Source organism: Patulibacter sp. SYSU D01012, assembly GCF_017916475.1.
Classification (GTDB): Bacteria; Actinomycetota; Thermoleophilia; order Solirubrobacterales; family Solirubrobacteraceae; genus Patulibacter.
This window is the reverse complement of record NZ_JAFMTB010000002.1, coordinates 1,373,195-1,399,497: the sequence shown is the minus strand read 5'-3', so window position 1 is coordinate 1,399,497 and position 26,303 is coordinate 1,373,195. Positions and strand designations below refer to the sequence as shown.

22 protein-coding genes are annotated in these 26,303 nt (G+C 76.9%); 15 read left to right on the top strand and 7 right to left on the bottom strand.

The window, feature by feature from the left end; translation table 11 throughout:
- The 6 genes from J3P29_RS15875 (at position 1) to J3P29_RS15850 (ending at position 5,565) form a co-directional block, all read left to right on the top strand.
- A complete protein-coding gene (locus tag J3P29_RS15875) occupies positions 1–1,329 on the top strand; it encodes a hypothetical protein (protein WP_210494941.1) in 1,329 nt (442 codons plus the stop codon).
- 115 nt (positions 1,330–1,444) lie between these two features.
- Positions 1,445–2,440, top strand: a complete 996-nt coding sequence (locus J3P29_RS15870; RefSeq protein ID WP_210494939.1) for an ABC transporter ATP-binding protein — start codon at positions 1,445–1,447, stop codon at positions 2,438–2,440.
- Between the two features lies 1 nt (position 2,441).
- Positions 2,442–3,206 (top strand): ABC transporter permease, encoded by a 765-nt coding sequence (locus tag J3P29_RS15865; protein ID WP_210494936.1) that lies wholly within the window; start codon positions 2,442–2,444, stop codon positions 3,204–3,206.
- A 46-nt stretch (positions 3,207–3,252) separates the two neighbouring features.
- Positions 3,253–3,900: a pyridoxamine 5'-phosphate oxidase gene (gene pdxH / locus J3P29_RS15860; protein WP_210494927.1), complete on the top strand. Its 648-nt coding sequence runs from the start codon at positions 3,253–3,255 to the stop codon at positions 3,898–3,900.
- Positions 3,901–4,078: 178 nt separating this feature from the next.
- Positions 4,079–4,780, top strand: a complete 702-nt coding sequence (locus tag J3P29_RS15855) for a sigma-70 family RNA polymerase sigma factor (RefSeq protein WP_246851939.1) — start codon at positions 4,079–4,081, stop codon at positions 4,778–4,780.
- A complete protein-coding gene (locus J3P29_RS15850; protein ID WP_210495121.1) occupies positions 4,777–5,565 on the top strand; it encodes an anti-sigma factor in 789 nt (262 codons plus the stop codon). Before J3P29_RS15855 ends, J3P29_RS15850 begins: the two co-directional genes overlap by 4 nt.
- A gap of 25 nt (positions 5,566–5,590) precedes the next feature.
- Here the strand turns inward: J3P29_RS15850 and J3P29_RS15845 are convergent, their stop codons facing one another.
- On the bottom strand, positions 5,591–6,625 hold the full coding sequence (locus tag J3P29_RS15845) for an LLM class flavin-dependent oxidoreductase (RefSeq protein ID WP_210494925.1): 1,035 nt from the start codon (positions 6,623–6,625) through the stop codon (positions 5,591–5,593).
- 137 nt (positions 6,626–6,762) lie between these two features.
- Between J3P29_RS15845 and J3P29_RS20900 the strand changes: the two genes are divergently transcribed.
- The 3 genes from J3P29_RS20900 (at position 6,763) to J3P29_RS15830 (ending at position 9,011) form a co-directional block, all read left to right on the top strand.
- Positions 6,763–7,242: a BON domain-containing protein gene (locus tag J3P29_RS20900; protein WP_210494923.1), complete on the top strand. Its 480-nt coding sequence runs from the start codon at positions 6,763–6,765 to the stop codon at positions 7,240–7,242.
- Positions 7,243–7,392: 150 nt separating this feature from the next.
- Positions 7,393–8,274 (top strand): aldo/keto reductase, encoded by an 882-nt coding sequence (locus tag J3P29_RS15835; RefSeq protein WP_210494921.1) that lies wholly within the window; start codon positions 7,393–7,395, stop codon positions 8,272–8,274.
- A 5-nt stretch (positions 8,275–8,279) separates the two neighbouring features.
- Positions 8,280–9,011, top strand: a complete 732-nt coding sequence (locus J3P29_RS15830; protein WP_210494919.1) for a GPP34 family phosphoprotein — start codon at positions 8,280–8,282, stop codon at positions 9,009–9,011.
- A gap of 43 nt (positions 9,012–9,054) precedes the next feature.
- Here J3P29_RS15830 and J3P29_RS15825 read toward each other — a convergent pair whose 3' ends face one another.
- From J3P29_RS15825 to J3P29_RS20895, 3 genes are all read right to left on the bottom strand, one after another.
- Positions 9,055–10,596 (bottom strand): FAD-dependent oxidoreductase, encoded by a 1,542-nt coding sequence (locus tag J3P29_RS15825; protein ID WP_210494918.1) that lies wholly within the window; start codon positions 10,594–10,596, stop codon positions 9,055–9,057.
- A gap of 75 nt (positions 10,597–10,671) precedes the next feature.
- Positions 10,672–12,894: a hypothetical protein gene (locus J3P29_RS15820; RefSeq protein WP_210494916.1), complete on the bottom strand. Its 2,223-nt coding sequence runs from the start codon at positions 12,892–12,894 to the stop codon at positions 10,672–10,674.
- Positions 12,895–12,971: 77 nt separating this feature from the next.
- On the bottom strand, positions 12,972–14,282 hold the full coding sequence (locus J3P29_RS20895; RefSeq protein WP_210494914.1) for a cytochrome P450: 1,311 nt from the start codon (positions 14,280–14,282) through the stop codon (positions 12,972–12,974).
- A gap of 167 nt (positions 14,283–14,449) precedes the next feature.
- Between J3P29_RS20895 and J3P29_RS15810 the strand changes: the two genes are divergently transcribed.
- Entirely contained in the window at positions 14,450–15,187 is a 738-nt protein-coding gene (locus J3P29_RS15810; protein WP_210494912.1) for a DUF2807 domain-containing protein, read from the top strand.
- Positions 15,188–15,204: 17 nt separating this feature from the next.
- On the opposite strand, the gene J3P29_RS15805 is transcribed toward J3P29_RS15810, so the two are convergent.
- Entirely contained in the window at positions 15,205–15,684 is a 480-nt protein-coding gene (locus J3P29_RS15805; protein WP_210494911.1) for an NUDIX domain-containing protein, read from the bottom strand.
- A 159-nt stretch (positions 15,685–15,843) separates the two neighbouring features.
- Positions 15,844–18,306: a CocE/NonD family hydrolase gene (locus J3P29_RS15800; RefSeq protein ID WP_210494910.1), complete on the bottom strand. Its 2,463-nt coding sequence runs from the start codon at positions 18,304–18,306 to the stop codon at positions 15,844–15,846.
- 300 nt (positions 18,307–18,606) lie between these two features.
- On the opposite strand from J3P29_RS15800, the gene J3P29_RS15795 reads away from it, so the two are divergent.
- From J3P29_RS15795 to J3P29_RS15780, 4 genes are all read left to right on the top strand, one after another.
- Positions 18,607–19,263 (top strand): cytidylate kinase-like family protein, encoded by a 657-nt coding sequence (locus J3P29_RS15795; protein WP_210494908.1) that lies wholly within the window; start codon positions 18,607–18,609, stop codon positions 19,261–19,263.
- A gap of 52 nt (positions 19,264–19,315) precedes the next feature.
- Positions 19,316–20,413, top strand: coding sequence for a serine hydrolase (locus tag J3P29_RS15790; protein WP_210494906.1), 1,098 nt, complete (start codon positions 19,316–19,318; stop codon positions 20,411–20,413).
- 69 nt (positions 20,414–20,482) lie between these two features.
- Complete coding sequence (locus tag J3P29_RS15785; RefSeq protein ID WP_210494904.1) at positions 20,483–21,940, top strand: APC family permease; 1,458 nt, start codon at positions 20,483–20,485, stop codon at positions 21,938–21,940.
- Positions 21,941–22,072: 132 nt separating this feature from the next.
- Complete coding sequence (locus J3P29_RS15780) at positions 22,073–22,579, top strand: hypothetical protein (RefSeq protein ID WP_210494902.1); 507 nt, start codon at positions 22,073–22,075, stop codon at positions 22,577–22,579.
- A 123-nt stretch (positions 22,580–22,702) separates the two neighbouring features.
- On the opposite strand, the gene J3P29_RS15775 is transcribed toward J3P29_RS15780, so the two are convergent.
- Positions 22,703–22,927: a hypothetical protein gene (locus J3P29_RS15775; RefSeq protein ID WP_210494900.1), complete on the bottom strand. Its 225-nt coding sequence runs from the start codon at positions 22,925–22,927 to the stop codon at positions 22,703–22,705.
- 234 nt (positions 22,928–23,161) lie between these two features.
- Here J3P29_RS15775 and J3P29_RS15770 point away from each other — a divergent pair, with 234 nt between their 5' ends.
- Positions 23,162–26,242 carry a M12 family metallo-peptidase gene (locus J3P29_RS15770; RefSeq protein WP_210494898.1) on the top strand — a complete coding sequence of 1,027 codons (3,081 nt, stop codon included), beginning with the start codon at positions 23,162–23,164 and terminating at the stop codon, positions 26,240–26,242.
- Positions 26,243–26,303 lie beyond the last annotated feature (61 nt).

Here is a 26,303-nt window from a genome sequence, read left to right as displayed (position 1 = left end):
ATGGCCCGTCGCGGCGCCGTCGGGCTCGTCGTGCTCGGCGTCCTGCTGCTCGCCGGCGTGGCGGGCCGGGCGCTGCTGGGCGGCGACGCCGGGCGGCCGGCGCCCCCGCCGCCGGCGAGCACGCGCGCCGCCCCGCCGACGCCGCGCACCCTGGCCGCGCTGCGCCCGGACCGCGTCATCCGCCGCGTCGAGGCCCTCCGCGGCCTGCGGCTGAAGCGGCGGCCGCGCTTCCGCGTCGTCAGCGCCGCCCAGGCCCAGCGCCAGCTCACGCGCGACGGCGGGGCCGGGGACCAGGGCGACGCCGGGGCCACCGCGGTCGACACCGCGCTGCAGACGCTCCTCGGCCTGCTGCCGCCGGGCGCCGACGTCGACGAGATCGCCCGGCGGATCGCCGGCGACGCGTTCCTCGGCTTCTACGACGGCGCGCGCAACGAGATGACGATCGTCGGGCGCGACGGCCGGCTGCCCGCGGGCGCCGAGGCGACGGTCGCGCACGAGCTCGTCCACGCGATCGACGAGCAGCACTTCGGCATCTTCCGCCGCCTGCGCCGCACCCGGGACGACGACGCGCGCCTGGCCTACACCGCGGTCGTCGAGGGCAGCGCGACCGACGTCGGCGACCGCTACGCCGCCCGGTACCACGTGCCGCAGGAGGACCCCGGCGACGCGCGCCGCGCCCGGGCGCTCGTCCGCGACGTGCCGTTCGGGCTGCTGCTGCAGCTGAGCTTCCCGTACGCCGTCGGCGAGGAGTTCGTGCGCGCGGTCCGGCGGGACGGCGGCGAGGCGGCCGTCGCGCGGGCGCTGACGACGGAGGCCCCGCGCGCCACCGTGGGCATCCTGGACCCGGCCTGGTGGCGCGCCGGGCGGCGGCCGGCCCCGGTGCGCCTGGACGCCCGGCGCGTCCTCGGCCGGGGGTGGCGGCAGCTCGACGCCGACGCGATCGGCGCCGCCGACGTGCTCGCGCTGCTGGCGCCGACCGAGGCCGACGCGAGCACCGCCGCCGTCCCCGCGCAGGGGTGGCGGGGCGGCCGCTACGTCTTCCTGCGCCGCGGGGGCGGCCGGGTGGCCGACTGCCGCGCGCCGTGCGTGCGGCGCGACGCGGTCGTCGGCGCCGTCCGCTTCGACACCGCCGCCCGGGCGCAGGCCTTCACGCGGCTGCTCGGCCGCACGCTCACGGCGCGCCGGGGCGCGAAGGCCGCCGGCGACGGGCTGTGGGTCGTGCGCGGTGCGGGGGCGGCGGTCGGCACGCGGGGCGCCGTGGCGACCTTCGCCTACGCGCCGACGCCGGCGCTCGCGGCCCGCCTGGTGCGCGACGCGCCGAGCGGCTGAGTCGCCGGATCGCCCCCGGGGCCGAGCCACCGGGGGCGCGGGTCCGCCGCAGGGGGGATCCCGGTCCCGCCCCCCGCCCGATGCGCGGCCAGCCGCCCCGCCGCACGATCGGACCATGAGCGATCCCACGCCCGTCATCGCCACCCGCGGCCTGCGCAAGCGCTACGGCGATCGCGAGGTCGTCCGCGGCGTCGACCTGCACGTCCCGCGCGGCGTCGCGTTCGGCTTCCTGGGGCCGAACGGCGCCGGCAAGACCACGGTCATCCGCCTGCTGCTGGGCCTGACCGCCCCGTCGGGCGGCACGATGCACCTGCGGGGCCACGAGCTGCCGGGCGACCGGCGCGCGGCGCTCGCGCGGGTGGGGGCGATCGTCGAGGAGCCGCGCTTCCACGGCCGGATGACGGGCCGCGAGAACCTGCAGGTCCACGCCGCCGTGCTCGGCCCCGACGCCGCGGCGCGGATCCCCGGCGCGCTCGAACGGGTGCGGCTGGCGGACCGGGCGGACGATCGCGTCGACGGCTACTCCCTCGGCATGCGGCAGCGGCTCGGCATCGCGCGCTGCCTGCTCTGCGACCCCGAGCTGCTGATCCTCGACGAGCCCGCGAACGGCCTGGACCCGGCCGGCATCCGCGAGCTGCGGGCGCTCGTCCGCGCGCTCGTCGACGAGGGACGCACCGTCTTCCTGTCCTCGCACCTGCTCGACGAGGTCGAGCGCACCTGCGACATGGCCGCGGTGGTGGCGGACGGGCGGATCGTCGCCCAGGGCACCCTCGACGAGCTCGCGTCGTCGGGCGAGCCGCGGGTGCGGATCGGCCTGCGGCACGCCACCGAGGCCGCCACGGTGCTGGCGGCCCGGCCCGACGTCGCGCGCGCCACCGCCCCGGACGACGACCGCCTGGAGATCGTCGTGCGGTCCACCGGGACGACCGGCGAGCGGCAGGTGACCGCCGAGCTGGTGCGGCACCTCGTCGGACGGGGCTTCGCGCCCTACGCCGTGACGACGAGCGGCGGCCGGCTCGAGGATCGCGTGCTCGAGCTGCTCGGTCGACAGGACGAGCCGCCGCCCGCGGCCGCATCCCCGGCCGACGAGCGCGTCCCGGTGGAGGCCTGAGATGGCGGCCATGGTGCGGGCCGAGCTGCTCAAGCTCCGCCGCAGCCGCTCCGTCCTGCTCGGCGCCCTGGCCACCGTGCTGGGGCTGCCGCTCGGACTGCTCGCCATGATCGCCGTCGTCGGGCAGCTGCCCGTGGACGGCGGCGAGTTCGCCGAGAAGTGCGCCGAGGTCCTGCTGGGGCCGGGGCTGATCGGCGCGACGCTGATCGGCGTCGCCGCCGGCAGCGGCGACCGGACCGCCGGCGTGCTGCCCGTGCTCGCCGCGACCGGCCGGCCGCGAGGGCAGCTGCTGCTGGCCCGGATCCCGGCGGTGCTGGTGGCCACCGCGGCGCTGTCGCTCGCGTTCTGGGTCGTCGCCTGCGCGCTGGGCCTCGTCCTGCACGGCGGTGCCGGGACGACGACGGGGGCGCCGGCGCTGACGGGCGCCGAGGCGCTCGACCTGCTGCCGCGCATCGTCGCGGTCGACGTGGTCGTCGGCGTCGGGGCGCTCGGCCTGTGCACCGCCGGACTCGGGGCCGCGCCCGCGGTGGCCGGGATCCTGGCCCTGACGCTCGGCGTGCTGCCGATGGCCGCCGCGGCGGAGCGCACGCCGGACTGGTTCCTGGCGCTCATGCCGCCGCTGTCGACGACCGAGCTCGTCGGCGGCCGCACGTTCATGGGCGACCTGGGCGCGATCCCGGACGGCTGGGCGGCGGCAGGGGTCGCGCTGTGGACCGCGGGCGGGCTCCTCCTGGCGCGCGCCCGCTTCGCCCGCGCCGACGTCTGATGCCCTGCCGCGGCGGCCGGTCCGGCCGCCGTGGCAGGATCGCCGCATGGGACTCGGCGACCTGCGGCGCTCCTACGACGGCTCCCCCCTGGACCCGTCCGACCTGCACGAGGACCCGCTCGTGCAGCTCGGCCGCTGGCTCGACGAGGCGCGGGCCGTCCTCGCGAGCGCGACCGAGGTCAACGCGATGGCGCTCGCGACGGCGGACGAGCAGGGGCGACCGTCCGTCCGCATGGTGCTCCTGAAGGACCTGGACGCGCGCGGGCTCACCTTCTACACCAACCTCGCGTCGCGGAAGGGGCGCGAGCTGCGCGCCAACCCGCACGCCGCCCTGTGCCTGCACTGGCAGCCCGTGTACCGCCAGGTGCGCGTGGCCGGCCCGTGCGTCGAGGTGGACCGCGGCGCGACGGACGCGTACTTCGCCACCCGGCCGGCGGACAGTCGCCGCGGCGCGTGGGCGTCGCACCAGAGCGCGCCGATCGACAGCCGCGCCGCGCTCGAGGCGCGGATGGGGGAGGCCCGCGAGCGGTTCCCCGACGACGCCGACATCCCCACGCCGCCGCACTGGGGCGGGCTGCGCGTCGAGCCGGTCGAGGTGGAGTTCTGGCAGGGCCGCCCGGACCGGCTCCACGATCGCGTGCACTACGCCCGCACCGCCGACGGCGGCTGGGAGCGCACCCGGCTGCAGCCGTAGCGGCGGCGCGACGGACGCGCGCCGGGCCTCGGGGACGGACGGCGCGCGTCCGGGCCGTTGACAGGGGAAACCGGCGTCGTGCATCCGGCGTCGCCGACGCGTCGTTGTTGATGGTGCCCGGCGAGGAGCGGGCGACCGCACCGGTCGCCGCCGCGCCCGCCTCGTCACGTCCTCCGCCATGAGCTCCGCCGTCGCCATCCCCCTGCCCCTGCGCCCGCGCGGCGCGGTCGCCGAGCGCGCGGCCCGGGCGCGGCGCCTGGCGGCCGCACGGCCCCGTAAGCTCGCTGCCCAGATGGCGCCCCCGCCCGAGCACCTGACCTCGCTGTCCGACGGCGAGCTCCTCGCCCGCGTGGCGAAGACGGACCCGGAGGCGTTCGAGGTGCTCTACGACCGGATGGCGTCGCCCGCGTTTGGGCTGGCGTACCGCATCGTCGGGGCCAAGGCGGCCGCCGACGACGTCTGCCAGGAGGCGTTCCTGTCCGTCTGGCGGTCGGCCGCGCGCTACGACGCCCGGCTCGGGAACCCGCGGTCCTGGGTCCTGGCCGTCGTCCGCAACCGGGCGATCGACCACCTGCGCCGCCACGCGCGGACGAAGGAGCGCGAGGTCGGCGACGAGGCCCTCGCGGAGCGCCATCCGGCGCCGCAGGACCAGGGCACCGAGGCGCAGGCGCTGCGCCGCACCGAGGCCGCGGACACCCGCGAGCTGATGAACGAGCTGTCCGACGACCAGCGCCAGGTCATCGAGCTGTCCTTCTACGGCGGGCTCTCGCACAGCGAGATCGCGTCGAAGCTCGAGCTGCCCCTGGGCACGGTCAAGGCGCGGATGAACCGGGGGCTGGCGCGGATGCGCAAGCACCTCGCGGACGGGAGCCCCGCATGAGCGAGCACGACGAGGAGACCCGGGAGCAGCTCGGCGCCTACCTGCTCGGCGCCTGCACGCCGGAGGAGGCCGAGCGCGTCGAGGCGCTCATGGAGCGCTCGCCCGCGTTCCGCGACGAGGTCGCGTCGTACGCGCCCGTGCTCGACGCCCTGCACGACGTCCCGGCGGCCGAGCTGACGCCCGCGCCGACGCTGAAGCGGTCGATCATGGACCAGGTGCGCCAGGAGGCCACGCTGTTCGCGGCCGCGGGCGACGAGGCGGTCGCGGGCGACGGACCCGCGACGTCGGCGTCCCCGGCGCCGTCCGCGCCGGCGCGCGGCACGGTGCCGGCCGACGCGCCCGCGGCGCCCGGCGCGCGCCGCCGCTCGTTCCTGGCGAGCCTGCGCGGGCCCCGCGTCGCCGCCGTGGCCGCCGTCCTGGTGGCGCTCGTCGTCGCGATCGCGGTGATCACGGGCGGCGGCGGGGACGGCGACCGGCCCGCCCGCGAGGTGACGGCGAACGTCACCGCGGGCCAGGGCAGCGCGCGCGTCGAGGTGGCCGACGACGGCGGGAAGCTCGTCGTGCGCGGCATGCCCTCGCCGGGCGCCGGCAAGCAGTACCAGGTGTGGCTGAAGACGGGCAGCGAGGATCCGCGCCCGTCCGTGGTCTTCGACGTCGACGCGAAGGGCGACGGCACCGCCGAGCTGCCCGACCTGGCGGACGTCGACGACGTGCTCGTGACGGCCGAGCCGGCCGGCGGCTCGCAGACGCCGACGAGCCAGCCCGTCATGCAGGCGTCCGTCTAGCGGCCGCGGCCGGGGCGCCGCGCGCCTAGGCCGTCGCGGCCTCGGGCCGCGCCAGGTCCATGATCTCGGCGACGAGCTCGTAGGAGCGGCGCCGGTCGGCGTGGTCGTGCACGGCCGTGGTGATCATCAGCTCGTCGGCGTTCGTGCGGGCGAGCAGCTCCTCGATCCCCCGACGCACGGTGTCGGGCCCGCCGACGATCTGCGACGCCGCCCGCGACTGCAGGAACGCCTGCGCCGACGGGTCGCGCAGCGCCGGCTCGGCCTCCTCCGGCGTCGGCAGCAGCCCCGGCCGACCCTGGCGCAGCCGCAGGAACTGCAGGTTGCTGGGGCCGTTGAGGAAGCGCGCGCGCTCGTCGTCCTCGGCGGCGACGACCGCCACGCCGAGCATCACGTACGGGCGCTGCAGCACCTCGGACGGCCGGAAGGACGAGCGGTACAGCTCGACGGCGGGCTCGGTGTTCTGCGCGCTGAAGTGGTGGGCGAACGAGAAGGGCAGGCCCAGCTCGCCCGCGAGCTGCGCGCTGAAGCCGCTCGAGCCGAGCAGCCAGATCGGCGGCTCGTGGCCGTTGTTGGGGACGGCGTGGATCCGGTGCAGCGGGTGGTCCCGCGGCAGCTCGCCGCGCAGGAACCCGCGCAGCTCCGCCAGCTGGGCGGGGAAGTCGTCCTCGCCCCCGAACGGGTCGGCCGAGCGGCGCAGCGCCGCGGCGGTCAGCCCGTCCGTGCCCGGCGCGCGGCCCAGGCCCAGGTCGATGCGCCCCGGGTGCAGCGCCTCGAGCATGCCGAACTGCTCCGCGACCACGAGCGGGGCGTGGTTGGGCAGCATCACGCCGCCCGAGCCCAGGCGGATGCGCTCGGTGCCGGCGGCGAGGTGCGCGATCAGCACCGGCGGGGCCGAGCTGGCGATGCCCGGCATGTTGTGGTGCTCGGCGACCCACACGCGCCGGTAGCCGAGGGCCTCGACGTGGCGCGCCAGGTCGAGGGAGTTCCCGAGCGCCTGGCCGGGGGTGGAGCCCGCCACGACGGGCGAGAGGTCCAGGACGGAGAGGGCGACGTCGCTCACGGTCCCATCGTGGCACCCGGCGGGCCGGGCCCCGCCGGAACGGGCGATCCGGGCGGCGGCCGCGTCCGAAGGACGGTTGCTCGGACGCGCACCGGGTACACGCCTTCGGACCCGCCCGCGACCCTCCGGAGGCGCCCGTGACCAGCCCGAAGACCTACCTGGCCAAGAAGGCGGCCAAGGCCACCCTCAAGCACACGATCCACGGCACGACGTCGAAGGCCACGCGCCGGCCGATCCGCTCCGTGACCCTGCTGACCCTCGGCGCCGCCGTCGGCGCGCTCGTCGCCACGGTGCTCGCGCGCCGCGGCGCCGACCGCGCCGCGACGGCCCGGCACCAGGAGGAGCAGCTGGAGCGCGCCGCGCAGGAGGCCGCGTCCGCCCGCCACGAGCAGCGGCGCGCCGACCTGGACGACCGCACGCTCACCGACCGCGTGAAGAGCGAGATCTTCCGCCCGGCCGACGCGCCGAAGGGCGACGTCGTCGTCGACTCGGAGGGCGGCGTGGTGCACCTGCGCGGATCGGTCGTCTCGGTGGCCCAGCGCGACCAGCTCGTCTCTGCGGCCCGCGCCGTCGACGGCGTGCTGCGCGTCGAGGACCTGCTCCACGTCCGCTCCTGAGCGCCCGGCAGCGTCCGCGACGCGGTCGACCCCGGCGGGGGACGGCCGCGCGCGGCGTCGACGCGGGCGGGCCGCCGATCACCCGTCTCCACGGGGCCGCGGCCGCCGTCCGGCATGCTGCCCCGGCACCCTCTCCAAGGAGGCCCTCCCATGAGCACCACGCCCATCGTCCACGCGTCCGGCACGTTCGAGATCGGCGGTGAGCTGCCCGTCCACCGCCTCGGCTACGGCGCGATGCAGCTGACCGGGTCCGGCGTGTGGGGCGAGCCCGCAGACCACGACGAGGCGATCCGCGTCCTGCGCCGCGCCGTCGAGCTCGGCGTCGACTTCATCGACACCGCCGACTCGTACGGCCCGTTCGTCTCCGAGCGCCTGATCGCGGAGGCGCTGCACCCGTACCCCGACGGCCTCGTCGTCGCGACGAAGGCCGGCCTGACGCGCCACGGCCCGAACGACTGGCGCCCCGTCGGCCGCGACGAGTACCTGCGCCAGCAGCTGCACCTGTCGCTGCGCCACCTGGGCGTGGAGCGGATCGACCTGTGGCAGCTGCACCGCATCGACGAGCAGGTGCCGGCGGAGGACCAGTTCGCGACGCTGAAGGCCGTCCAGGACGAGGGCCTCGTGCGGTTCGTCGGCCTGTCCGAGGTGTCGGTCGAGCAGCTCGACGCGGCGCTCGACGCCGGCGTGCACGTCGCGACGGTGCAGAACAAGTTCAACCTGGTGGAGCGCGACTCCGAGGACGTCCTGGACCGCTGCGAGGCGCTCGGGATCGGCTTCATCCCGTGGTTCCCGATCGCGACCGGCAAGCTGGCGCAGGAGGGCGGGCCGCTCGACGAGATCGCCAAGGACCACGGCGCCACGCCCGCGCAGCTCGCGCTCGCCTGGCTGCTGCACCGCTCGCCCGTGATGCTGCCGATCCCCGGCACGTCGAAGGTCGCGCACCTCGAGCAGAACCTCGCGGCCGCCGAGATCGAGCTGTCGCAGGACGAGGTGTCCCGCCTGGAGGACGCCGGCCGCCAGGCCGCCGGCTGAGCGCCGTGGGCACGCCGGCCGCCGCGACCCCCTGGTCGCCCGCCACGACGGGGCTGGCGCTGCCGCTGCGGCTGGCGTGGGTCCTGGCGCGCGAGGACGGGCGGCCGCCCGCCGAGCTCGGCGGCCCGGGGCCGCTGCTGCTCGGGGCCGCCGTCCTGGCCCTCGTGCGCTCTGGCGCGCTCGAACGGCGCGACGGGCGGCTGCTCCCGGGGCCCGCGGCGCCCGCCGACCCGTTCGACGCCTGGGTGCGCGACGCGCTGCCGGACGGCGCGGACGAGACCGGCCAGCTCGAGGGGCTCGCCGCCCACGCGGCCGGCCGGGCGGGGCGGCGCGCGACGGAGGCCCTCGCCGCGGCGGGCCTGCTGGCGCCCGAGCCGCGGCGCGTCCTGGGCCTGCCGCTGGGCCGGCACCTGCGGGTGCGCGACGTGGCGGCGCTGCGCCACGACCGCGCGCTGGTGCGCGCGGTGCTCGAGGGCGAGGAGACGCACGACGTGGCGATGGCGGCGCTCGTCGCCTACCTGCACCACGGCGGGCTCGTCGCCCACCTGGAGCCCCGGGACCTGCGCGCGGCCGAGACGCGGGCGGCGCGGATCGCCGGCGACGCCCGGGACGGCGCGCCGCCGCCCGTCGGACCGGTGGCCGACGCGGTGCGCGCGACGGTCGAGGCGATGCACGTGGTGCTCGTCCCCGTCGGGGCGATCCAGGTCGTCACGACGACCGCGCACGAGCGGCGGTAGACGGGGCGCGGCCGGGCGGGCGTCCGTCTTCCCGCCCGTCCGCTCAGTCGCCGCCGCGCGGCTTCAGGCCGTGGACCGCCGGGCCCTCGAGCACGCTGCCGTCGCGCGCGTCGAAGCGCGAGCCGTGGCACGGGCAGTCCCAGGAGCGGTCGCCCGGGTTGAAGTGCACCTCGCACCCCAGGTGGGTGCAGACGGGGGAGAACTCGTGCAGCACGCCGGCCTCGTCGCGGTACGCGGCGGTGCGCCTGCCGCCGGCCTTCACGATCCGGCCCTCGCCCGGCGCGACCGCTTCGCCGCCCTTCCGCGACGCGGGTCGCAGGCGGTCCGTGGCCAGGAAGAACCCCGTCTCGGTGTTCCACTGCGCCAGCTTCGCCGCCTGGCGCGGCGCCACGAGGCGCTTGCGGCTCGTGCTCCACAGGGACGCGTCCGGGTCGGGCCGGCCCCCGATCAGCCCGGTGATCGCGAACGCCGCGGCGGTGCCGTTCGTGTAGCCCCACTTCGCGAAGGCGGTGGCGGTCCACAGGCGCTTCGAGCCGGGCCGCAGCGCGCCGACGTACGGCACCATGTCGGGCGCCTGCGGGTCCTGCGCCGACCAGCGGTGGGTCACCTCGGTCGCGGACAGCTGCTCCTGCGCCCAGGACTCGAGCGTCTCGTAGCGCTTCCGCTGGTCCGACCGGCGGCCGCTCGTGTGGCCCTCGCCGCCGACGATGGCGACGAGCTCCCCGTCCGGGCCGGGGGCGGTGCGGACCGAGCGCGACGGCGGCCCCACGTCGTAGTACATGCCCGTGGGCAGCGGGGCGCTCGTCCGGGCCGCGATCGCGTACGAGCGCTCGGGCAGCAGGCGGGCGAAGTACAGGCCGCGGTCCAGGATGGGGACGTGGGTGGCGATGACGACGTGGTCGGCCTGCAGCTCGCCGTGCGCCTCCGTCTCGACGCGGCACGGCTCGCCCTCGCGCACCTTGACGACGCGCACGCCCTCGCCGATGACCACCCCGGCCGCCTCGGCCACGCGGGCCAGGCCCAGCACGTACTTGTGGCCGTGCAGCTCGCCGCCGCCCTCGACCTTGACGCCGGCGAGCATCTCCGTCGGCGCGGGCAGCCCGTGCACGGCCTCGGCCTGCAGCCCGGCGACCTTCGTGGCCTCGGCCTCGGCGCGCAGCCGGCCCACCATCGCCTTGCGGCTCGTGTACGTGTAGGCGGGCCGGTCCCGCCAGTCGCAGTCGATGCCCTCGGCCGCCACGAGGTCGCGGATCCAGTCCGTGGCGCGCTGGTTGAGCGCGGCGTACCGGCGCGTGCTCTCCGTGCCGATCTTCGACAGCAGCGTCGCGTAGCGCATGCCGTGGGCGGCGGTGACCTTCGCCGTGCTGTAGCCGGTGACGCCCGTGCCGATGCGGCGCGCCTCGACGACGGTCACGCGGCGGCCCTCGTGCGCCAGCAGCAGCGCCGTCGTCAGGCCGAAGATGCCGCCGCCCACGACGAGGACCTCGGGGCGGCGCGCGTCGTCGGGGAGGACGCGCGCCGGGGCCGGCGTCGACGTGTCCTCCCAGAACGAGCGCGGGGTGGCGTCGTGCGAGGTGTCGGGCATGCGGCGGCGTCTCCTGCGGTCGGGCGTCCGCCGGGACGGCGGGCTCCGGGGGCCGGTACCCGCGGGCCGCCCGGGCTAACGGTCGCCCCGCGCGGCGCCGACCGGTCCGTCGGCGGCCGACGTGGCGAACGCGCCGCGGATCGCGGGCCACCCCGCCTTGCGCCGCTCGTGCCACGTCGGGCGGTTCCAGCCCTCCCAGTCGTAGCCCGCCGTGCGCAGCGGCGCGGCGGCGCCCGCCTGCACCGTGATCCCGACGCGGCCGGTGCGGACCGCTGCCATCGTGCCGTTCCGCCGGCCCTCCAGGATGCGGTGGCTCGACGGGTCGGCGTAGCCCAGCATCGCCCACGGGATGCGCAGCTCCAGGACGTTCCCCGATCCCATGACCAGGTGCCGCTGGTCGAAGCCGTCGGCGTCCGGGGCGCCCGTGCCCCACGGCAGCGCGGACGCGTCGCGGAACTCGGCCGGCCGCTCGCCGACCCCCAGGCCGACGCGGAGCGGGCGGTTGAGGATCTGGCGCGGCCGGGTCCAGGCCCCGCTGCCCTCGCGCATCGCGTCCTCGTCGAAGGGCACGTAGTCGCGGGTGATGCCGTACATCCACGGCAGCGGGTCCAGCCACGCGGCCTGGAGCAGCGTCGCGCGGTCGCCGGGCCCGATCACGACGCCGTGGTCGGCGTCCGGGTCCGCCCCGTCGGTGCCCGGCAGCCCGCGGTTGCCGCTCGGGTGGGTCGACAGGCCGATGCGGACGGGCGCCCGGCGCCACGCCTGCGCGTCCTTCAGCCGCACCCGCAGCCACAGGAACTCCTCGTCGTGGGTGGCGCGCACCTCGGCGACGGGACCGGCCGACTCGGCGATCGCCTGGCTGCTCTCGCGCGTCCAGTCGTCGTCGCGGCCGTCGAGCGTCTTCGTCGGCGCCTTCCCGGCCTCGGTCGCGACGACGCCGAAGCGCTCCTCGTTCGTCAGGGGGTTGCGCCACAGGGCGCGCCGGTCGCCGGGCTGCTCCAGGTCGATGGTGTTCCAGGTGAACTTGAACCACTCGTCGGTCCACTCGAACAGCACGCCGCCGGCGTAGCCCTCCTCGCGGATGCGGCCGAGCATCGACGCGTCGATCCGTCCGGCCTCCTGCTCGGAGTGGGCGCCCTGGTCGCGACCGAGCGGGCCGGTGTGCGCGGCGCCCAGGCTGGCCGGCACGCCGAACTCCGTGACCATGATCGGCATGCCGCGGTGGTGCTCGCGGAGGGCGCGCAGGTAGCCGGCGTAGGGGTCGACGGCGCCGTCCCGGGCCTGCGCGTCGCGGTACTCCCAGCGCAGGAAGTCGGGGTAGTACGGGTAGGCGTGGTAGCTGGCGAAGACGCCGGCCGGCCAGGCGCCCGTCGCGCGCACGTGGGTGGCGTCGACGGAGACCAGGTCCTCCTTGCCGAGCGGCTCGGAGGGGTGGTCGAGCGGGTCGGTGGTCAGCCAGTTCGTGAACGTCAGGGGCCGGCTCCATCCGCGCCGGGCCTCGAGCGTCGCGACGTGGTCCATGCCCGCCGCGATCCAGCTCTCCATCGGCGTGGCGTCGCGGGTGGCGCGGACGTAGCGGCCGCGGTAGGGCCGCACGTCGGCGTTCCTCCGGTCGCTGTCGTGGACGGCCTCCGGGTCCCACTCCACGCCGAGCGACCAGCCCAGCGTCCAGCGGGAGACGTCGGCCGTGTAGCGCCCGGACGCGTGGCCGGGGCGGTCGGGGATCGTCGCGTCGCCGTGGACGACCGCGACGGCGTCCGCGAGCTCGCGCTTCCAGTCGTCGAGCACCGCGTACGCGTCGTGGGTGCGCAGGAACTCGTCCTCGGGGATCCAGACGCCGTGCAGCAGGTGGATCGGCCGGTCCCGGTGTGCCTCGTTGTAGGCGGCGAACGCGGCGTAGAACTGCGGCGGCAGGATCGTGTAGATCCGCAGCAGGCGGGTGCCGAGCTCGCCCATCCCGGTCAGCCAGCGGTCGTAGTCCGTGCGCGTGGGCGCCAGCTCGCCCGGGAAGGTGCCCGGCAGCGTGGCGCCCAGGTTGACGCCCGGCCAGAAGCGCGGGGCGAACGCGCCGTCGACCGCCAGCGCCAGGTCCTCGCCCTGCGCCCGCGCGGGGGTCTTCAGGCCGCGCAGCTCGACGGGCGCGCCGGCGTAGCTGGGGCCCGCGGGCAGCTCGGCGTCGGGCGTCCCGTCCGGGCGGTCGTCGCCGCCGGCGCCGCAGCCGGTGACGGCGAGCAGCAGGACGAGCGCGGCGACGAGCGCGGGCGGACGGCGTCGGGCGCGAAGGGGGGAGCTCCGCATCCGCCGGACGCTACCCGTCGGCCACCGGGCCGGGCGTGTCACGGCGACACGCCCGCTCGCCGGGAGGGCGCCCGGCGTCACGCCCCCCGGCGCTCCGCGAGCACGAGTCCGCTGCGCTGGGGGACCAGCACCGTCGCGCGCTGCACGAGCCGCTCGGGGCGCAGGGAGAGGGGATGGAGCCGCAGGCGGTCGAGGACCGTCGGCACCACGGCGCCGAACTCCACCCCCGCCAGCGGCTCGGCCGGGCAGCGCCGCACCCCGCCGCCGAAGGGCAGGAAGCTCGGCGGCGCCGGGGCGTCCAAGAACCGGTCCGGGTCGAAGCGGTCGGGATCGGTGAAGACGTCCGGATCCCGGTGCAGGAGCACGAACGGGACCATCACGTTCGTGCCCGCCGGCAGGTCGAAGCCGCCCAGGGTCAGCGGCTCCTGCAGGCGGCGCAGCGACGCCATCGCCGGCGGCCGCAGCCGCAGCGTCTCGGCGATCGTGGCCGAGAAGAGCGGCGCGTCCGGGCCCGCGTCCCGCACCGCGGCGGCCAGGTCGGGCTCGCGGCCCAGGCGGTCCAGGATCGACGAGAGCGCGATCGCCGGCGGCTCCTGCGCCGCGGCCATCACGACGAGCAGCTCGTCGAGCGCCGCGTCGGCGTCCATCCCCGTGGCGGCGACGTGGGCCAGGATGCCGCCGCCCGCGGGCGGGGGCCCGTCCGCGGCGCCCGGGGCGTCGCCGGCGCGGCGGGCGGCGAGCTCCTCGCCCAGCAGCTGCCGGATCGGCCGCAGGCGCCGGCGCACCTCCAGGTGGAGAAGCGGGCCGAGCGGCGGCGCCTGCCGACGATCCGGGGGCGTCAGCGGCGGGTTGCCGGGGGTGCGCAGCGCGGCCCCGACGGCGCGGACCAGCCGGCGCGCGCGGCCCTCGTCCTGCACGCCGAGGACGTGCCGCACGAACAGGTCCTCCGTCAGGGTCCGCAGCCGGGGGAGGAGCGCGAAGGGGCGGCCGACGGGCCACGCGTCGACGTGCGCCGCGGCGCGCTCCCGCATCGCGGCGCGCTGGGCCTCGACCGCCTCGGGCGCGAACGCCGGGGCCGCGCGACCCCGGACCTCGTGGTGCTTGGCGCCGTCCGCGCCGAACATCGACGCCGCCGAGGCCTGCGGAAGCACGCCGCGGCGCGCCTCGCCCGCGTGCGTGCGCTCGGGGTCGCCGGGCACCACGAGCGCGACGGCGTCGGGGGTGGCGGCGACGACGACCCGGCCGACGAGCGCCAGGTCGAGGGTGAAGACGGGGCCGTAGCGGGCGCGGGCGCGCAGCAGCGCGCCGGCGGGATCGCGCGCCAGCAGCGGCGACTGCACCGCGGCGGGGGCCGTCGGGCCGGGAGGGAGCGTCGGGTCGGCGGGCACGGGTCGCGCCTACCCGCGCCGGGCGCGGGCGGAAACCCCGGCCCCGGCGCGGACGCCCGGGCCCCGCCGGTCCCCGCCGGTCCCCGGGGCCCCCGGGGGAATCCCCCACCGCCGCCCGGGGTGGTTCCCCGTAGGCGTGCGGCCGTCGCGGTCCTAGCGTGGTCGGCATGCCCCGCGTCCCGCCCGCCGCCGCCGTTCGTCCCCGTCCGCGGCCGCCGCGCCTGCCACCGCGCCTGCGGCGCGCGGCCGGGCCGTCCGCGGCCGCGCTCGGGCTGCTCCTGGCGCTCCTCGGCGTGGTGCTGCTGGCCGGCTGCGGCCGCGACGGGGGGCCGCGGACGACCGAGACGCGCCGGGTGGCGGCGTTCACCGCGGTCGACGTCGGCGGGGCCACCGAGGCCACGGTGCGGCGCGGGTCGCGGCCCGCGGTCGTCCTGCGCGCCGGTCGCGACGACCTGGCGCGCGTGCGCACCCGGGTCACGGACGGACGCCTGACGATCGACACGGGGCCCGACCGGCTGTTCGCCGACGGGGTGGACGGCCCGGTGCGGGCGGTCGTCGTCGTCCCCGAGCTGCGATCCGCCGGCGTGCACGGCGGCGCGCGCCTGGACCTGGGCGACCGCCGCGGCGGCCCGCTGACCGTCGGCGTGAGCGGGGGCGGCGCGGTCGTCGGGGCGGGGCGGGCCGGCACGCTGCGGATCGTGGCGTCGGGCGGCGCAGACGTCGACCTAGGGCGGCTGCGGGCGGACCGCGCCCGCGTGACCGGCAGCGGCGGCGCGGCGGTGCGGGTGCACGTGCGGCAGCGCCTGGACGCCGCGCTCTCCGGCGGCGCCGACGTGACGTACGGCGGCCGGCCGCGCGTCGTCCGGCGGGGCGACGGCGGCGAGCTGACGCCGGCCGCGCGCTGACCGGCGGTCGGGGCGCCCTACGCGTCCGCGGCGCCGAGCGCCTCCAGCAGGCGGTCCACGAAGGCCGCCTGCGCGGCGACGAGCTTGGCCCGGGCCACGTCCGGCGCCACCCACGCCACGCGGTCGAGCTCGGGGAAGGCCTGGGTGCGGCCCGACCGCGGCGGCCAGACCATCTCGAAGGTGCCGGGGACGATCGCCGCGGGATCGACGTCGCCCTCCACCGCCCACGCCAGGACGCGCTTGCCGGCGCGCTGGCGCACCTCGCCGAGCGGCGTGGCGGGGCCGTCCGGGACGGGCAGGCCGAGCTCCTCGGCGAACTCGCGTCGCGCCGCCGCCTCGGCCTCCTCGCCGGGGTCCAGCTCCCCCTTGGGCAGCGACCACGCGCCCTCGTCCTTGCGCGCCCAGAACGGGCCGCCCATGTGCCCGATGAGCACCTCGACGCCGTCCGCCCCGCGGCGCCAGAGGAGGATCGCGCCGCTCGTCGTGCCGCTGGCCATCGCGTCATCCTGCCCGATCGCCGGCAGGTGCCGCCCGGCGGGAGCGGGCGGGGCGAGCGCCGACGGGACGCCGGCGGCGGCGCCGCGGAACGGCCGAGGGCCCCGCCGGAGCGGGGCCCTCGCGGACCTGCGGGGTGCCGGGCGCGCCCGGCACCGGCGCTACTTGCGGACGAGCTTCCGGACGACCGTGAGCTTCCGCTTCTCGACGCCCGTGACGAACGTCGTGCGCAGCGTCAGCGTCGCCTTCGGGTTGGCGCGCAGCGCCTGGCGGCCGGCCTTCCCGATCTTGATCGTGACCTTGAACGTGCCGCCCTTCTTCACCGTCGCGCTCACGGAGCCGAGGGTGACCGTGCGGCGCTTGCCCTTCGTGCGCACCGTCGTCGTCAGGCGGTAGCTGACGCGGCCGGCCTGCGGCAGCGCGTCGGCGAAGCGCAGCGTCGTGCGGCTCTTGCTCAGGACGATGCCCTTCGGCGCCTTGCGCAGGACCTTCAGCGACGCGGCCCGCGAGACGGGGTCCTTCTTCGTCGGCGCCGGCAGGTCGATCGGCGGGGGGCCGGGCAGGATCGGCGTCTGCGGCGTGGTCGTCGCGCCGCCGCCGGCCGAGCCGCCGCCGGTGCCGCTGCCGCCGGGCTTCGTCTCCGCCGGCAGGACGACCGTGTCGCCGGCGGCGTCCCGCGCGTGCTCGTAGCCGTCCGGCAGGACGTCCGCCGCCGGCGCGGTCACCAGGCCGCCCGCGGCGCCCGGGGCGTCGTGCGTGGGCAGGCGCAGGTCCAGGTTCGCCACGCCGACGGGCTGCTGCCCCGTCGCGATCTGCGCGTAGGGGAAGTCCTGGGCCAGCAGCTCGAGCCTCAGCACGTGGCCCTCCGCGACGTTCCAGGCCTGCGGGTGCAGCTGGAAGACCTGACGGCTCGTGGCGCCGACGTTCACCGGGCGGTACGTGCCGCGCGAGATCAGGCGCGTGGTGCCGTCGGGCGCTACGTCGAGGAGGCGGCCGACGACCTGGTCGTTCGCGCCGCGGACCGTCAGGTCGGCGACGATCGTCGGCGACCCGAGCAGGGTGTAGCCGCCCGCGGGCGCCGGTTCGGTGGTCACGCCGGCCGCGCCCGCGGTCTCCGAGCGCGGAGCCGTGGTGCAGACCGTCGGGTTCGAGGGGGTGGGGCTGTCCGCGGACGGCGGCTCGGCCGAGTAGCGCACCGCCGGGACCGCGTCGGGCGCGATCGTCTGCGCGGCGGACGCGCTCGCGCGGACCTCGCCGGGGGAGAGCGCCGCCCAGTTCGCGGCCCGGTACGTGGTGCCGCGCGTCGGGGTGCCGCCCGAGCAGGCGCTGGTCACGGCGGTGACGCCGCCCACGGCGTCGGCGGGCGCGTCGCCGGCGCCGCGCACGTAGTGGGCGAACCAGCGGTTTTCGGCATCCTGCAGCGCCTTCGCGTCCAACGCGATGGGGGAGGGGTTGCGCAGGTCTACCGCCCGGTTGGGGTGGCCGAAGTCCAGGTGGACCATCGAGATCGGCGCGTCGGGGTGGTTCCGGCGCACCTGGTTGTAGTAGCGGACCGCCTCGTCGACGGGGAACAGGTCGTCGTTCCAGCCGTTCGAGATCAGCGCGGGCGCCGGGGCCTCGGAATCGTCCGTTGCGGCGGCGCCGTGGTGCGGCAGCTCGGCCAGCTGCTCCTCGACGCGCGGCTTGCCGTCGTACGGACCGCCCGTGACGTTCGTGTCGAACCAGCCGGCGATGTTCGCCTTCGGGTCCGCGTTGCGGGGCGCGTAGAAGCCGGACTGCTGGCCACCCGTGAACAGCGTGGTGTTCCACGTGTACTTCATGACGCCGAAGCGGCGGGTGCCCTTCGGGCCCTGGTACGTGTTGTTTGCCGCGTAGTCGAGCGTGCTGCCGTTCGGCTGCAGGGCGGTGGCCAGGTCGGACCAGCCGTACTCGGGGGCCGTCGCCGCGATGCGCATCGCCGTGCCCTTCGGGCTCGTCCACGGGCGGAGCGTGCCGTCGGGCAGCTCGACGCGGTCCTTCAGCGCGCCGAGCTGCAGCGAGATGCCGCCGCCGTACGAGCCGCCGGTGGCGCCGATCCGCTGCGGGTCGATGACGCCCTCGTCGGCGAGCAGGCCGAGCAGGTGCTGCGCGTCGCGCACCTCGTAGGCGTTCGACATCAGGTGGATGTAGCCGTTGGCGCACGCGGCGGGCTTCGGCGCCGGGACGCGGGCGCCGCAGGACGCGCCGAACCCGCGGTCGGTCATCGAGAAGACGGCGTAGCCCTGCTGGACCCAGCGCTGCACGTCTATGGCGCTCGTGGCGGGCAGCTTCTCGCCGCCGTAGCCGTGGAAGACGCCGACGACCGGGAAGTCGCCGTCGTCGCCCGTGGTGGGGGCGGCCGGCAGGGTCACCTGGACGTCGATCGGCGTGCCGTCCCACGTCGGCACCGTGGTGCCGCGGGTGGTGCCGCACCAGCGCTGGCCCCCGACGGGGATGGTCCCGCCGGTGGGGCTGTCCACGGTCGCTTCTGCGGGCCGCGTCTGGCACGTGACGCCGCCGAACACCGCGGGCACGTCGGCGCCGGCGGCTGGTGCGAACGCGAGCGTCGCGGCCACGGCGCCGAGCACCGGGATCGCTTTCTTCATCCTGCTCTCCTCTGTCCCAGGGGTGCCGCCGGTGAGGGTCGCCGACGGGGCGTCGCGCGGAAGGCGACGGCGCATCCTAGGCCGATTCAGAGCCGCTGCGGGAAACGTTGCGTGGGCGTCGACCGTTCGTCCGTCCCGCGGCCTGATCCGCGCCCCCGGCGGGTCGGACTCCGCGATGAACAGGCGTGTTTCGGGACGCTCTGCCCCACCTCGGCGCGGTGCGGCGGGGCGCGGGCCGACGTCGTCGGCGAGGCCGGCGCCGCCGTTGCTCCCCGCCCGCCCCGCGGGTAGCGTTCGCGCATGAGCACGACGTCGCCCCCCACCGTCGTCACCGTCTCCGCGCCGTACGGCGCGGGCGGCAGCGTCATCGGCCCCCGCGTGGCCGAGGCGCTCGGCGTGCCGTTCCTGGACCGCGCGATCCCGACCGGCGTGGCCGAGCGGCTGTCGATGCCGCTCGAGGACGCGCTCGAGCAGGACGAGTGCCCGCCGCACGCCCTCGACCGGCTGCTGCACTCGTTCGCCAGCCTGGGGCCGGCCGTCGTCGGCACGCCGATGCACGTCGACCTGAGCCAGCTGACGGTCGCCGACGCCACCGAGCACGTGATCCGCGAGCGGATCGCGGCGGGCGGGGGCGTCGTCCTGGGCCGCGCCGGCCAGGTGGTGCTGAAGGACCGGCCCGGCACGCTCCACGTGCGGCTCGGCGGCCCCGCGGACCGGCGCGTCCGGCAGGCGATGGCCATCGAGGGCGTCGACCGCGCCACCGCCGAGCGCCGTCTCGAGCAGACGGACCGCGCCCGCGAGCAGTACCTGCGGCAGTTCTACGGCGCGGACGCGAAGGACGCGTCGCTGTACCACCTGATGCTTGACTCGACGGCGATCGACGTCGAGGTGTGCGTGGCGATGATCGTGCAGGCGGCGAAGGCGCTGCACGCTGAGGCGCTCGCCGCCGCCACCTGAGGAGCGCCCACGGGCGCACCGGCCCGCGCCGGTCCGGCCCTACGATGCGCGGATGCCGGACGAGCGCGCACCCCTGGAGAGCTGGCAGATCGGGCCGTGGAACCGCTGGAGCTACCAGCACGTCGGCGAGGTCGTGCCGACGGTGCCGGTGCCCACGGGAGACGCCCCGGGGGCCTGGCCGGTGCGGCCGGTCGCCGCGCTCGACGCGCTCGCCAGCCCGCCCGACCTCGACGGGCTCGTGGTGCTCCACGACGGCGTCCTCGTCCACGAGCGGTACGCCAACGGGATGACGCCCGGCACCCGCCACCTGTCGCAGTCGGTGGCGAAGTCCGTCCTGGGACTGCTGGCCGGCGTGCTCGTCGGGCGGGGCGACCTGGACGTCGACGCGCCGGTCGCCGACCTGGTCCCCGAGATCGCGAGCGGCGGCTACGCCGGCGCGACGGTCCGCCACCTGCTCGACATGACGGCCGCGACCGGCTTCGTCGAGGACTACGTCGTCGAGTTCTGGCGCTACGACATCGCCTGCGGCTGGGCGCCGCCGCGCGAGGGCGCCCCCGCGCGGACGATCCTGGACTACCTGGCGACCATCCCGCCCGCCCCCGACGGGCGCCGGCACGGCGACGCGTTCCAGTACGCGTCGCCGAACACCGACCTGCTCGGGATCGTCGTCGAGCGGGCGGGCGGCGCCCCGCTCGCGACCCTGCTGGCGCGCGAGCTGTGGGCCCCGATGGGGGCCGAGGCCGACGCCGAGCTGGCGGTCGATCCCGTGGGCGTCGCGGTCGCCAGCGGCGGCCTGTGCGCGACGGTCCGCGACTACGCCCGGATCGGCGCGCTCGTCCTGGACGGCGGCCGGGGGGTCCTGCCGGCGGCGTGGGTCGCCGGCCTGGGCCGCGGCGACGCCGCGGCGTGGGGCCGGCGGGCCTGGCCGGCCGACGGCGACGGCACGACGGGCTACGCCGCGCAGTGGTGGACGCTCGATGGACGAACGGTCGCCCGCGGCATCCACGGCCAGCTGGTCGCGGTGGATCGGGACGCCGGCGTGGTCGTCGCGGCGTGCTCGTCGTGGCCCGCGGCCGAAAACGATTTGGCCTTCGCCGCGCAGCGCCTTATGGTTTCTGAGATCTGCGACACACTGACCGGCCGCTCGTAGCGTCTCGCTCCTGGAGACGTCCCCCGGACGGCCGGCCCCACGCGGCCCCATTCCGGAGGAGATACGTCCTTGAGCACCACCGTCGGTACCACCCCGGGCGCAGGCGCGAGCGCCGCCGCGCCCACCGCCAGCGATCAAGAAGGACCGCAGTTCAAGCGCGTCCTCGGGCTGCCCGCCCTGGTCTTCTTCGGGCTCGCCTACATGGTGCCCCTGACCGTCTGGACGACGTACGGCGTCGTCACCGACCAGACGAACGGGCACCTGCCGGCGGCGTACGTCGTGACGATCGTCGCGATGCTGCTGACGGCCTACTCCTACGGGCGCATGGTCGAGGCGCGGCCGACGGCCGGCTCCGCGTACACCTACGCGTCCTCGGCGTTCGGGCGCGGCATCGGCTTCATGGTCGGCTGGGGCCTGCTGCTGGACTACGTGTTCCTGCCGATGATCAACTACCTCGTCATCGGCCTGTACATGACGGACTACTTCCCGGGCGTGCCCCAGGAGATCTGGATCGTCGCGGCCATCGTGCTCTGCACCGGTCTGAACATCCTCGGCGTCCGGCTGCTGGCGAACATGAACCTCGTCTTCGTCGTCGCGCAGCTGATCTTCATCGTCGTCTTCGTGGCGCTCGTCATCGGCAAGATCACCGGCGACGTCGAGGTCAAGTCGTTCACCGCGCCGTTCTTCGAGTCCGGCATGGACTCGGGCGCCGTGTTCGCCGGCGCCGCCGTCCTGGCGCTGTCGTTCCTGGGCTTCGACGCGGTGTCGACGCTCTCGGAGGAGACCCGCGACCCGCGCAGGCTGATCCCGCGGGCGATCATGCTCTGCACGTTCGTCGGCGGCGGCGTGTACGTGCTGCAGTCCTACGCCGGCCACCTCGTCTTCCCGGACTACCAGTCCTTCGCGGACCACGCCGACGTCGCGTCCACCGACGTGATGAAGGCGACGGGCGGCGACCTGCTCAACTCGTTCTTCACCGCCACGTACGTCGCCGGCGCGTTCGCGTGCGCGATGGCCGCGCAGGCGAGCGTGTCGCGCGTCCTCTTCGCGATGGGCCGCGACGGCAGCCTGCCGCGCCCCGTCTTCGGGCGCCTGCACCACCGCTACCGCACGCCCGTGACGGCGAACCTGGTCGTCGGCGCCGCCGGCTTCCTCGCGCTCGTCCTGAGCCTGGCGACCGTCTCGTCGATCATCTCGTTCGGCGCGCTGCTGGCGTTCTCGTTCGTGAACCTGTCGGTGACGAAGCACTACCTCATCGACGGCGGGCGCCGGTCGGGCGCCGACCTGCTGCGCTTCGGCGCCATCCCGGTCGTCGGCTTCGCGGTGACGATCTGGCTGTGGACCAACCTGTCCGGCAAGACGTTCCTGATCGGCGGCCTGTGGCTCGTCGTCGGCCTGCTGTGGCTGCTGTTCCTCACCCGGGGCTTCACCCGCAAGCCGCCGGCGATGTACACGGGCGACGAGGAGGGGCTGGAGGACGACCCGGCCGCGACGCCCGGCGCTGGCCCCGCCCCCGCCGCGGCCTGACGCCGACCGTCCGCCGCGCCGACGCGCGGCGGACGGGCCGCTGGACGCCATGGCCCGGCGTCCAGCGCCGGGCCGCGTAGCTCGTACGCGCAGCCCGTCCCCCGGCGCCCCGTGCGGCGCATATCCTGGGTCATGCACACGTTCGACGCACTGGCCGGGGGATGGGACGCGACCTGCGGCGCCTCCGGCGATCCTCAGGTGCTGCGGCTGAGCGCCTTCCGCCGGGTGCGGCGGCTGCCCGGCCCCGCCGCGCCGCCCGCGCACCTGGTCACGTACCGCTGCGCGTGCGGCGACGAGCACGGCGCGCTGATGTCGAGCGCCGAGCTGGACTGGCTGCCGGTCGCGGCGACGTTCGGCGCGCACTACGACCTGATGACCGGCCGCATGGGGCGCGATCCCGACGCCGGGCCGGGGCTGTGGGCGCGCTCGATGCAGCGCGGGCACTGGCCGGTGACGCTGCGCTGCGAGCACCACGCCGGCCCGGTCCCGGCCTGGCCGAGCTGCCTGCGGGCGCTCGAGCCGGACGAGGAGGGGGCGGCGCGCTGGTACCTCGTCCACTACGTGTGCCCGCTGTGCGAGCGCCGCGGCAGCGAGGTGATGCGGCGCGAGGCGCTCGAGCTCGTCCCGCGGGCGGCGTAGGGGCGGCGCCCGGGGCGTCGTGCCCGTCGGGCGTCGGGCGTCGGCATCGCGCCGGGCGGATCCGCCGCCGACGCCCGCCGCCGACCCCCGCCGCCGCCGGCCACGGCGTCGTCGTGGCGCCGGTCAGACGGTCGGCGAGCGGCGCTCGCCCGGCACCGGCCCCACGTAGCGGTAGCGGCCGTCGGACTGGCGCGAGTACAGGTGCGCCGGGTACTCGTCGTCGGGGCCGACGAGTGGTCGCAGGGTCTCGAGCAGCACCACGTAGGCCCGTCCGGTCGGGACGGGCCGTCGCGCGCCGTCGGCAGGCCCGCCGCCGTAGAACTCCGCTCGCTCGCGTCCGTGGTCCATCGCTCCCGTCATCGGCGGGCCCGGTGGGTTTCACAGCCTTCGGGGCGTTGCAAATCGCCGGGCGCCGGAACGCTCGACCGTGCGGCCAGACGCCGGCCCCGCCGCGGCTCGACGGTCGGCCGAACGTCCGGGCCGGCGCTTGGCCGTCGGGAGGGCCACGGGCGCCCGGCGGGGCCGTAGGCTGGCCCGGTCGCCGGCGTCCCGGCCGGCGCTTCCCTCACCCGAAGGACCCCCATGAGACCATCACCCCGCGCGCTCGCCGTCGTGTTCGGCTGCGCGCTGGCCGCCGCCGTCCCGACCACCGCGTCCGCCGCCGGCCCCGCAGCCCGCTCGGCCGACGCCTACACCGCCGTCCCCGGCACGCCGCCCGCGCAGCGCGCCGGCCACGCCCGCGAGGTCGACCCGCGGCGCTTCCACGCCTTCACCGTCGACCAGCCCGCGCTGCAGGCCGTCCTCGACGAGGCCCCGCCGGCCCGGCCCACCGCCCGGCGCGGCGGCGACGCGCTCACCGTCACCGTCCCCGGTCCCGACGGGCGCGACCGGCGCTTCGCGGTCCAGCAGGCCCCGGTCCTGGACGACGAGCTCTCCCGCGCGCACCCCGAGATCGCGACGTACGCCGGCGTGGCGACGGACGATCCGCGCACCTCCGTGCGCCTGAGCCTGACCCGCCTGGGCCTGCACGCGTCGGTCGTCGGCCCGTCCGGGGCCTGGTACGTCGACCCCTACTACCGCGGGAGCCGCGCGCTGTACGTCGCGTACCGCCGCGAGGACCTCGGCCCGAACCCGCACGGCCCGCTCACCGAGCCCGACGAGGACGTCCTGCGCGCCGGGCTGCCGGAGCTGCCGAGCGTCGCCGGGGCGCTCGCCGCTCCGGGGGGCGCCGTCACGCAGCGCAGCTACCGCGTCGCGCTCGTGAGCGACCCCAGCTACGCGCGCTACTTCGGCGCGGAGAACGTCCTGGACGCGAAGGCCGTCCTGATGAACCGCGTCAACCAGGTCTACAACGACGACCTCGCCATCCGGCTGGTGCTCGCCAACCGCGCGGTGGACGTGGGCCCCGGGGCCGGCCAGGACCAGAGCGGCGACGCGCTCAACCTCGACTCGGACGCCGAGATGTACGGCCCCGACGGGCCGTGCGGCAGCGCCCCGTGCTACCCGCTCGAGGATCCGGACCAGGACGTCGACTGCGGCACCGTGCTCGAGCGCAACGCCGTCGCCGTCCCGCAGCTCATGCGCGACGAGGAGTTCGACCTCGGCCACATCGCGCTGGGGCTGTCGGGCGGCGGCGTCGCGGCGCTCTACGCCGTCGGATCCGACCTGAAGTCGATCGGCTGCACCGGCATCCCGACGCCGACGGGTGACTTCTACGCCGTCGACTACGTCGCCCACGAGATGGGTCACCAGTTCAGCGGCAACCACACGTTCGCCGGCACCCAGCTCAACTGCTCGACCGGTAACCGCAACGACGATCCCGGCACGGAGGGCCCCGGCGCGCCCGGCACCTCGGTCGAGCCGGGCTCCGGCAGCTCGGTCATGGCGTACGCGGGCATCTGCGCGGCCGACAACCTGCAGCCGCACTCCGACCCGTACTTCTCCCAGCGGTCGATCGCCGAGATCTCGGCGTACGCGGCCTCCGCGCGGGATCCGCTGCCCGAGGTGCAGACCGTGTCGCTCCGGGGCGTGGCGCCCGGCACGGCGTTCCGCCTGCGCTACGACGGCCGTCCGACCGCGCCGATCGCCGCGGAGGACCTGTCCGCCGCCACCGTCGAGGCGCGCCTGGCCGCGGTCGGCGTCGACGTCGACGTGACGCCGTTCGGGGTGGTGCCGTCGCTCGAGGTCGGGACGGTCGACCCGCCCGCCTTCGGGCCCGAGGGCTTCACCGTCGCGTTCCGCGGGACCGGCGACCGGCCGACGATCCAGGTCGAGCCCGTGACCGGGGACGTCAGCGGCTTCGCGGGGGAGACCGTCCACGGCGGAGCGCAGACGAACGGCGGCCTCGCGACCCGCACGACGAACCGGGCGCCGTCGGTGACGGCCCCGGCGTCGGTCTGGCTGCCGGTCCGCACGCCGTTCACGCTGACCGGCGCGGGCGAGGACCCGGACGGCGACGCGCTCACGTACACGTGGGAGCAGAACGACGCCAGCGCGGCCGGCGGCACGGCGCTGCTGAACAACGTCAAGACCACCGGCCCGCTCTTCCGCATGTTCTCCCGGCGCGCCGACGTGACGCCCGAGGGCACCCTCGAGTCGCCGTCGCCGGGCCAGAACCGGGCGGGCGCGGAGCCCACGCGCACGTTCCCGGACCTGGAGCAGATCGCGTCCGGCACCACGAACGCCGCGACCGGGACGTGCCCGGAGACGACGGCGACGGGCGGCAAGACCGATCCCGTGCCGGTCGCGATCGTCGACTGCTTCTCGGAGTTCCTGCCGACGGCGGACTACGTGGGGCGGATCGGGTCCGATCCCCGGATGCACTTCCGCCTGACCGCGCGTGACGCCCGGACCGGCGGCGGGGGCGTGTCCTGGGCGGACACCGAGGTGCGGATCGACCGGACCGCGGGCCCGTTCCGCGTGACGTCGCAGGCCACCCCGTCGTCCGCGGCGGCCGGCTCGGGCCTGCCGGTGGCCTGGGACGTCGCGGGCACCGACGGCGCGCGCGTGAACGTGCGCGACGTGCGGATCAGCCTGTCGACCGACGGGGGCCGCACGTTCCCCACGGTGCTGGCCGAGCGGACGCCGAACGACGGCACCGCCACCGTGACGCTGCCGGCCGACGTGCGCACCACGACGGCGCGGCTGAAGGTCGAGGCGGTGGGCGGGGTCTTCTTCGACCTGTCCCACGCCGACCTGACGATCACCGACCCGCCGGTCGCGGGCACGGGCACGGGCGAGACGACGACGCCCGCGCCGCCGAGCACGCCGACGATCCCGGCCACGCCGACGCTGCCCCCGCCGGTGAAGCAGGCGCCGGTGGCGCCGCGACCCGCGGTCAGCCTGACCGGCCTGGCGCGCCGGATCACGGCCAGCCGCACCGGGCGGGTGCGCGTGGCCTTCCGCTGCCGCGCCACGGGCACGGCCCGCTGTTCGGGCACCGTCCGCCTGCGCGCCCGGATCGGCGGGCGCACGGTCACCGTCGGCACGGCGACGTTCCGGTCCGCCCGACCGGGCACCACGTCGGTGACCGTCCGTCTGACCGCGCGCGCCCGCCGCACCCTGGCCGGCGGCCGCACCCTGTCGGTGCGGACGACCGTGGCGGTCAAGGGCGGGAAGACCGTCGCGAAGACGGTGCGGGTCAGCCGCGGCCGCGGCGCCTGAGCCTGCTGGCGTCCGCGGGCCGGTCGGCCCGCGGACGCTCTGCTTGCTCTCATCGACGAGC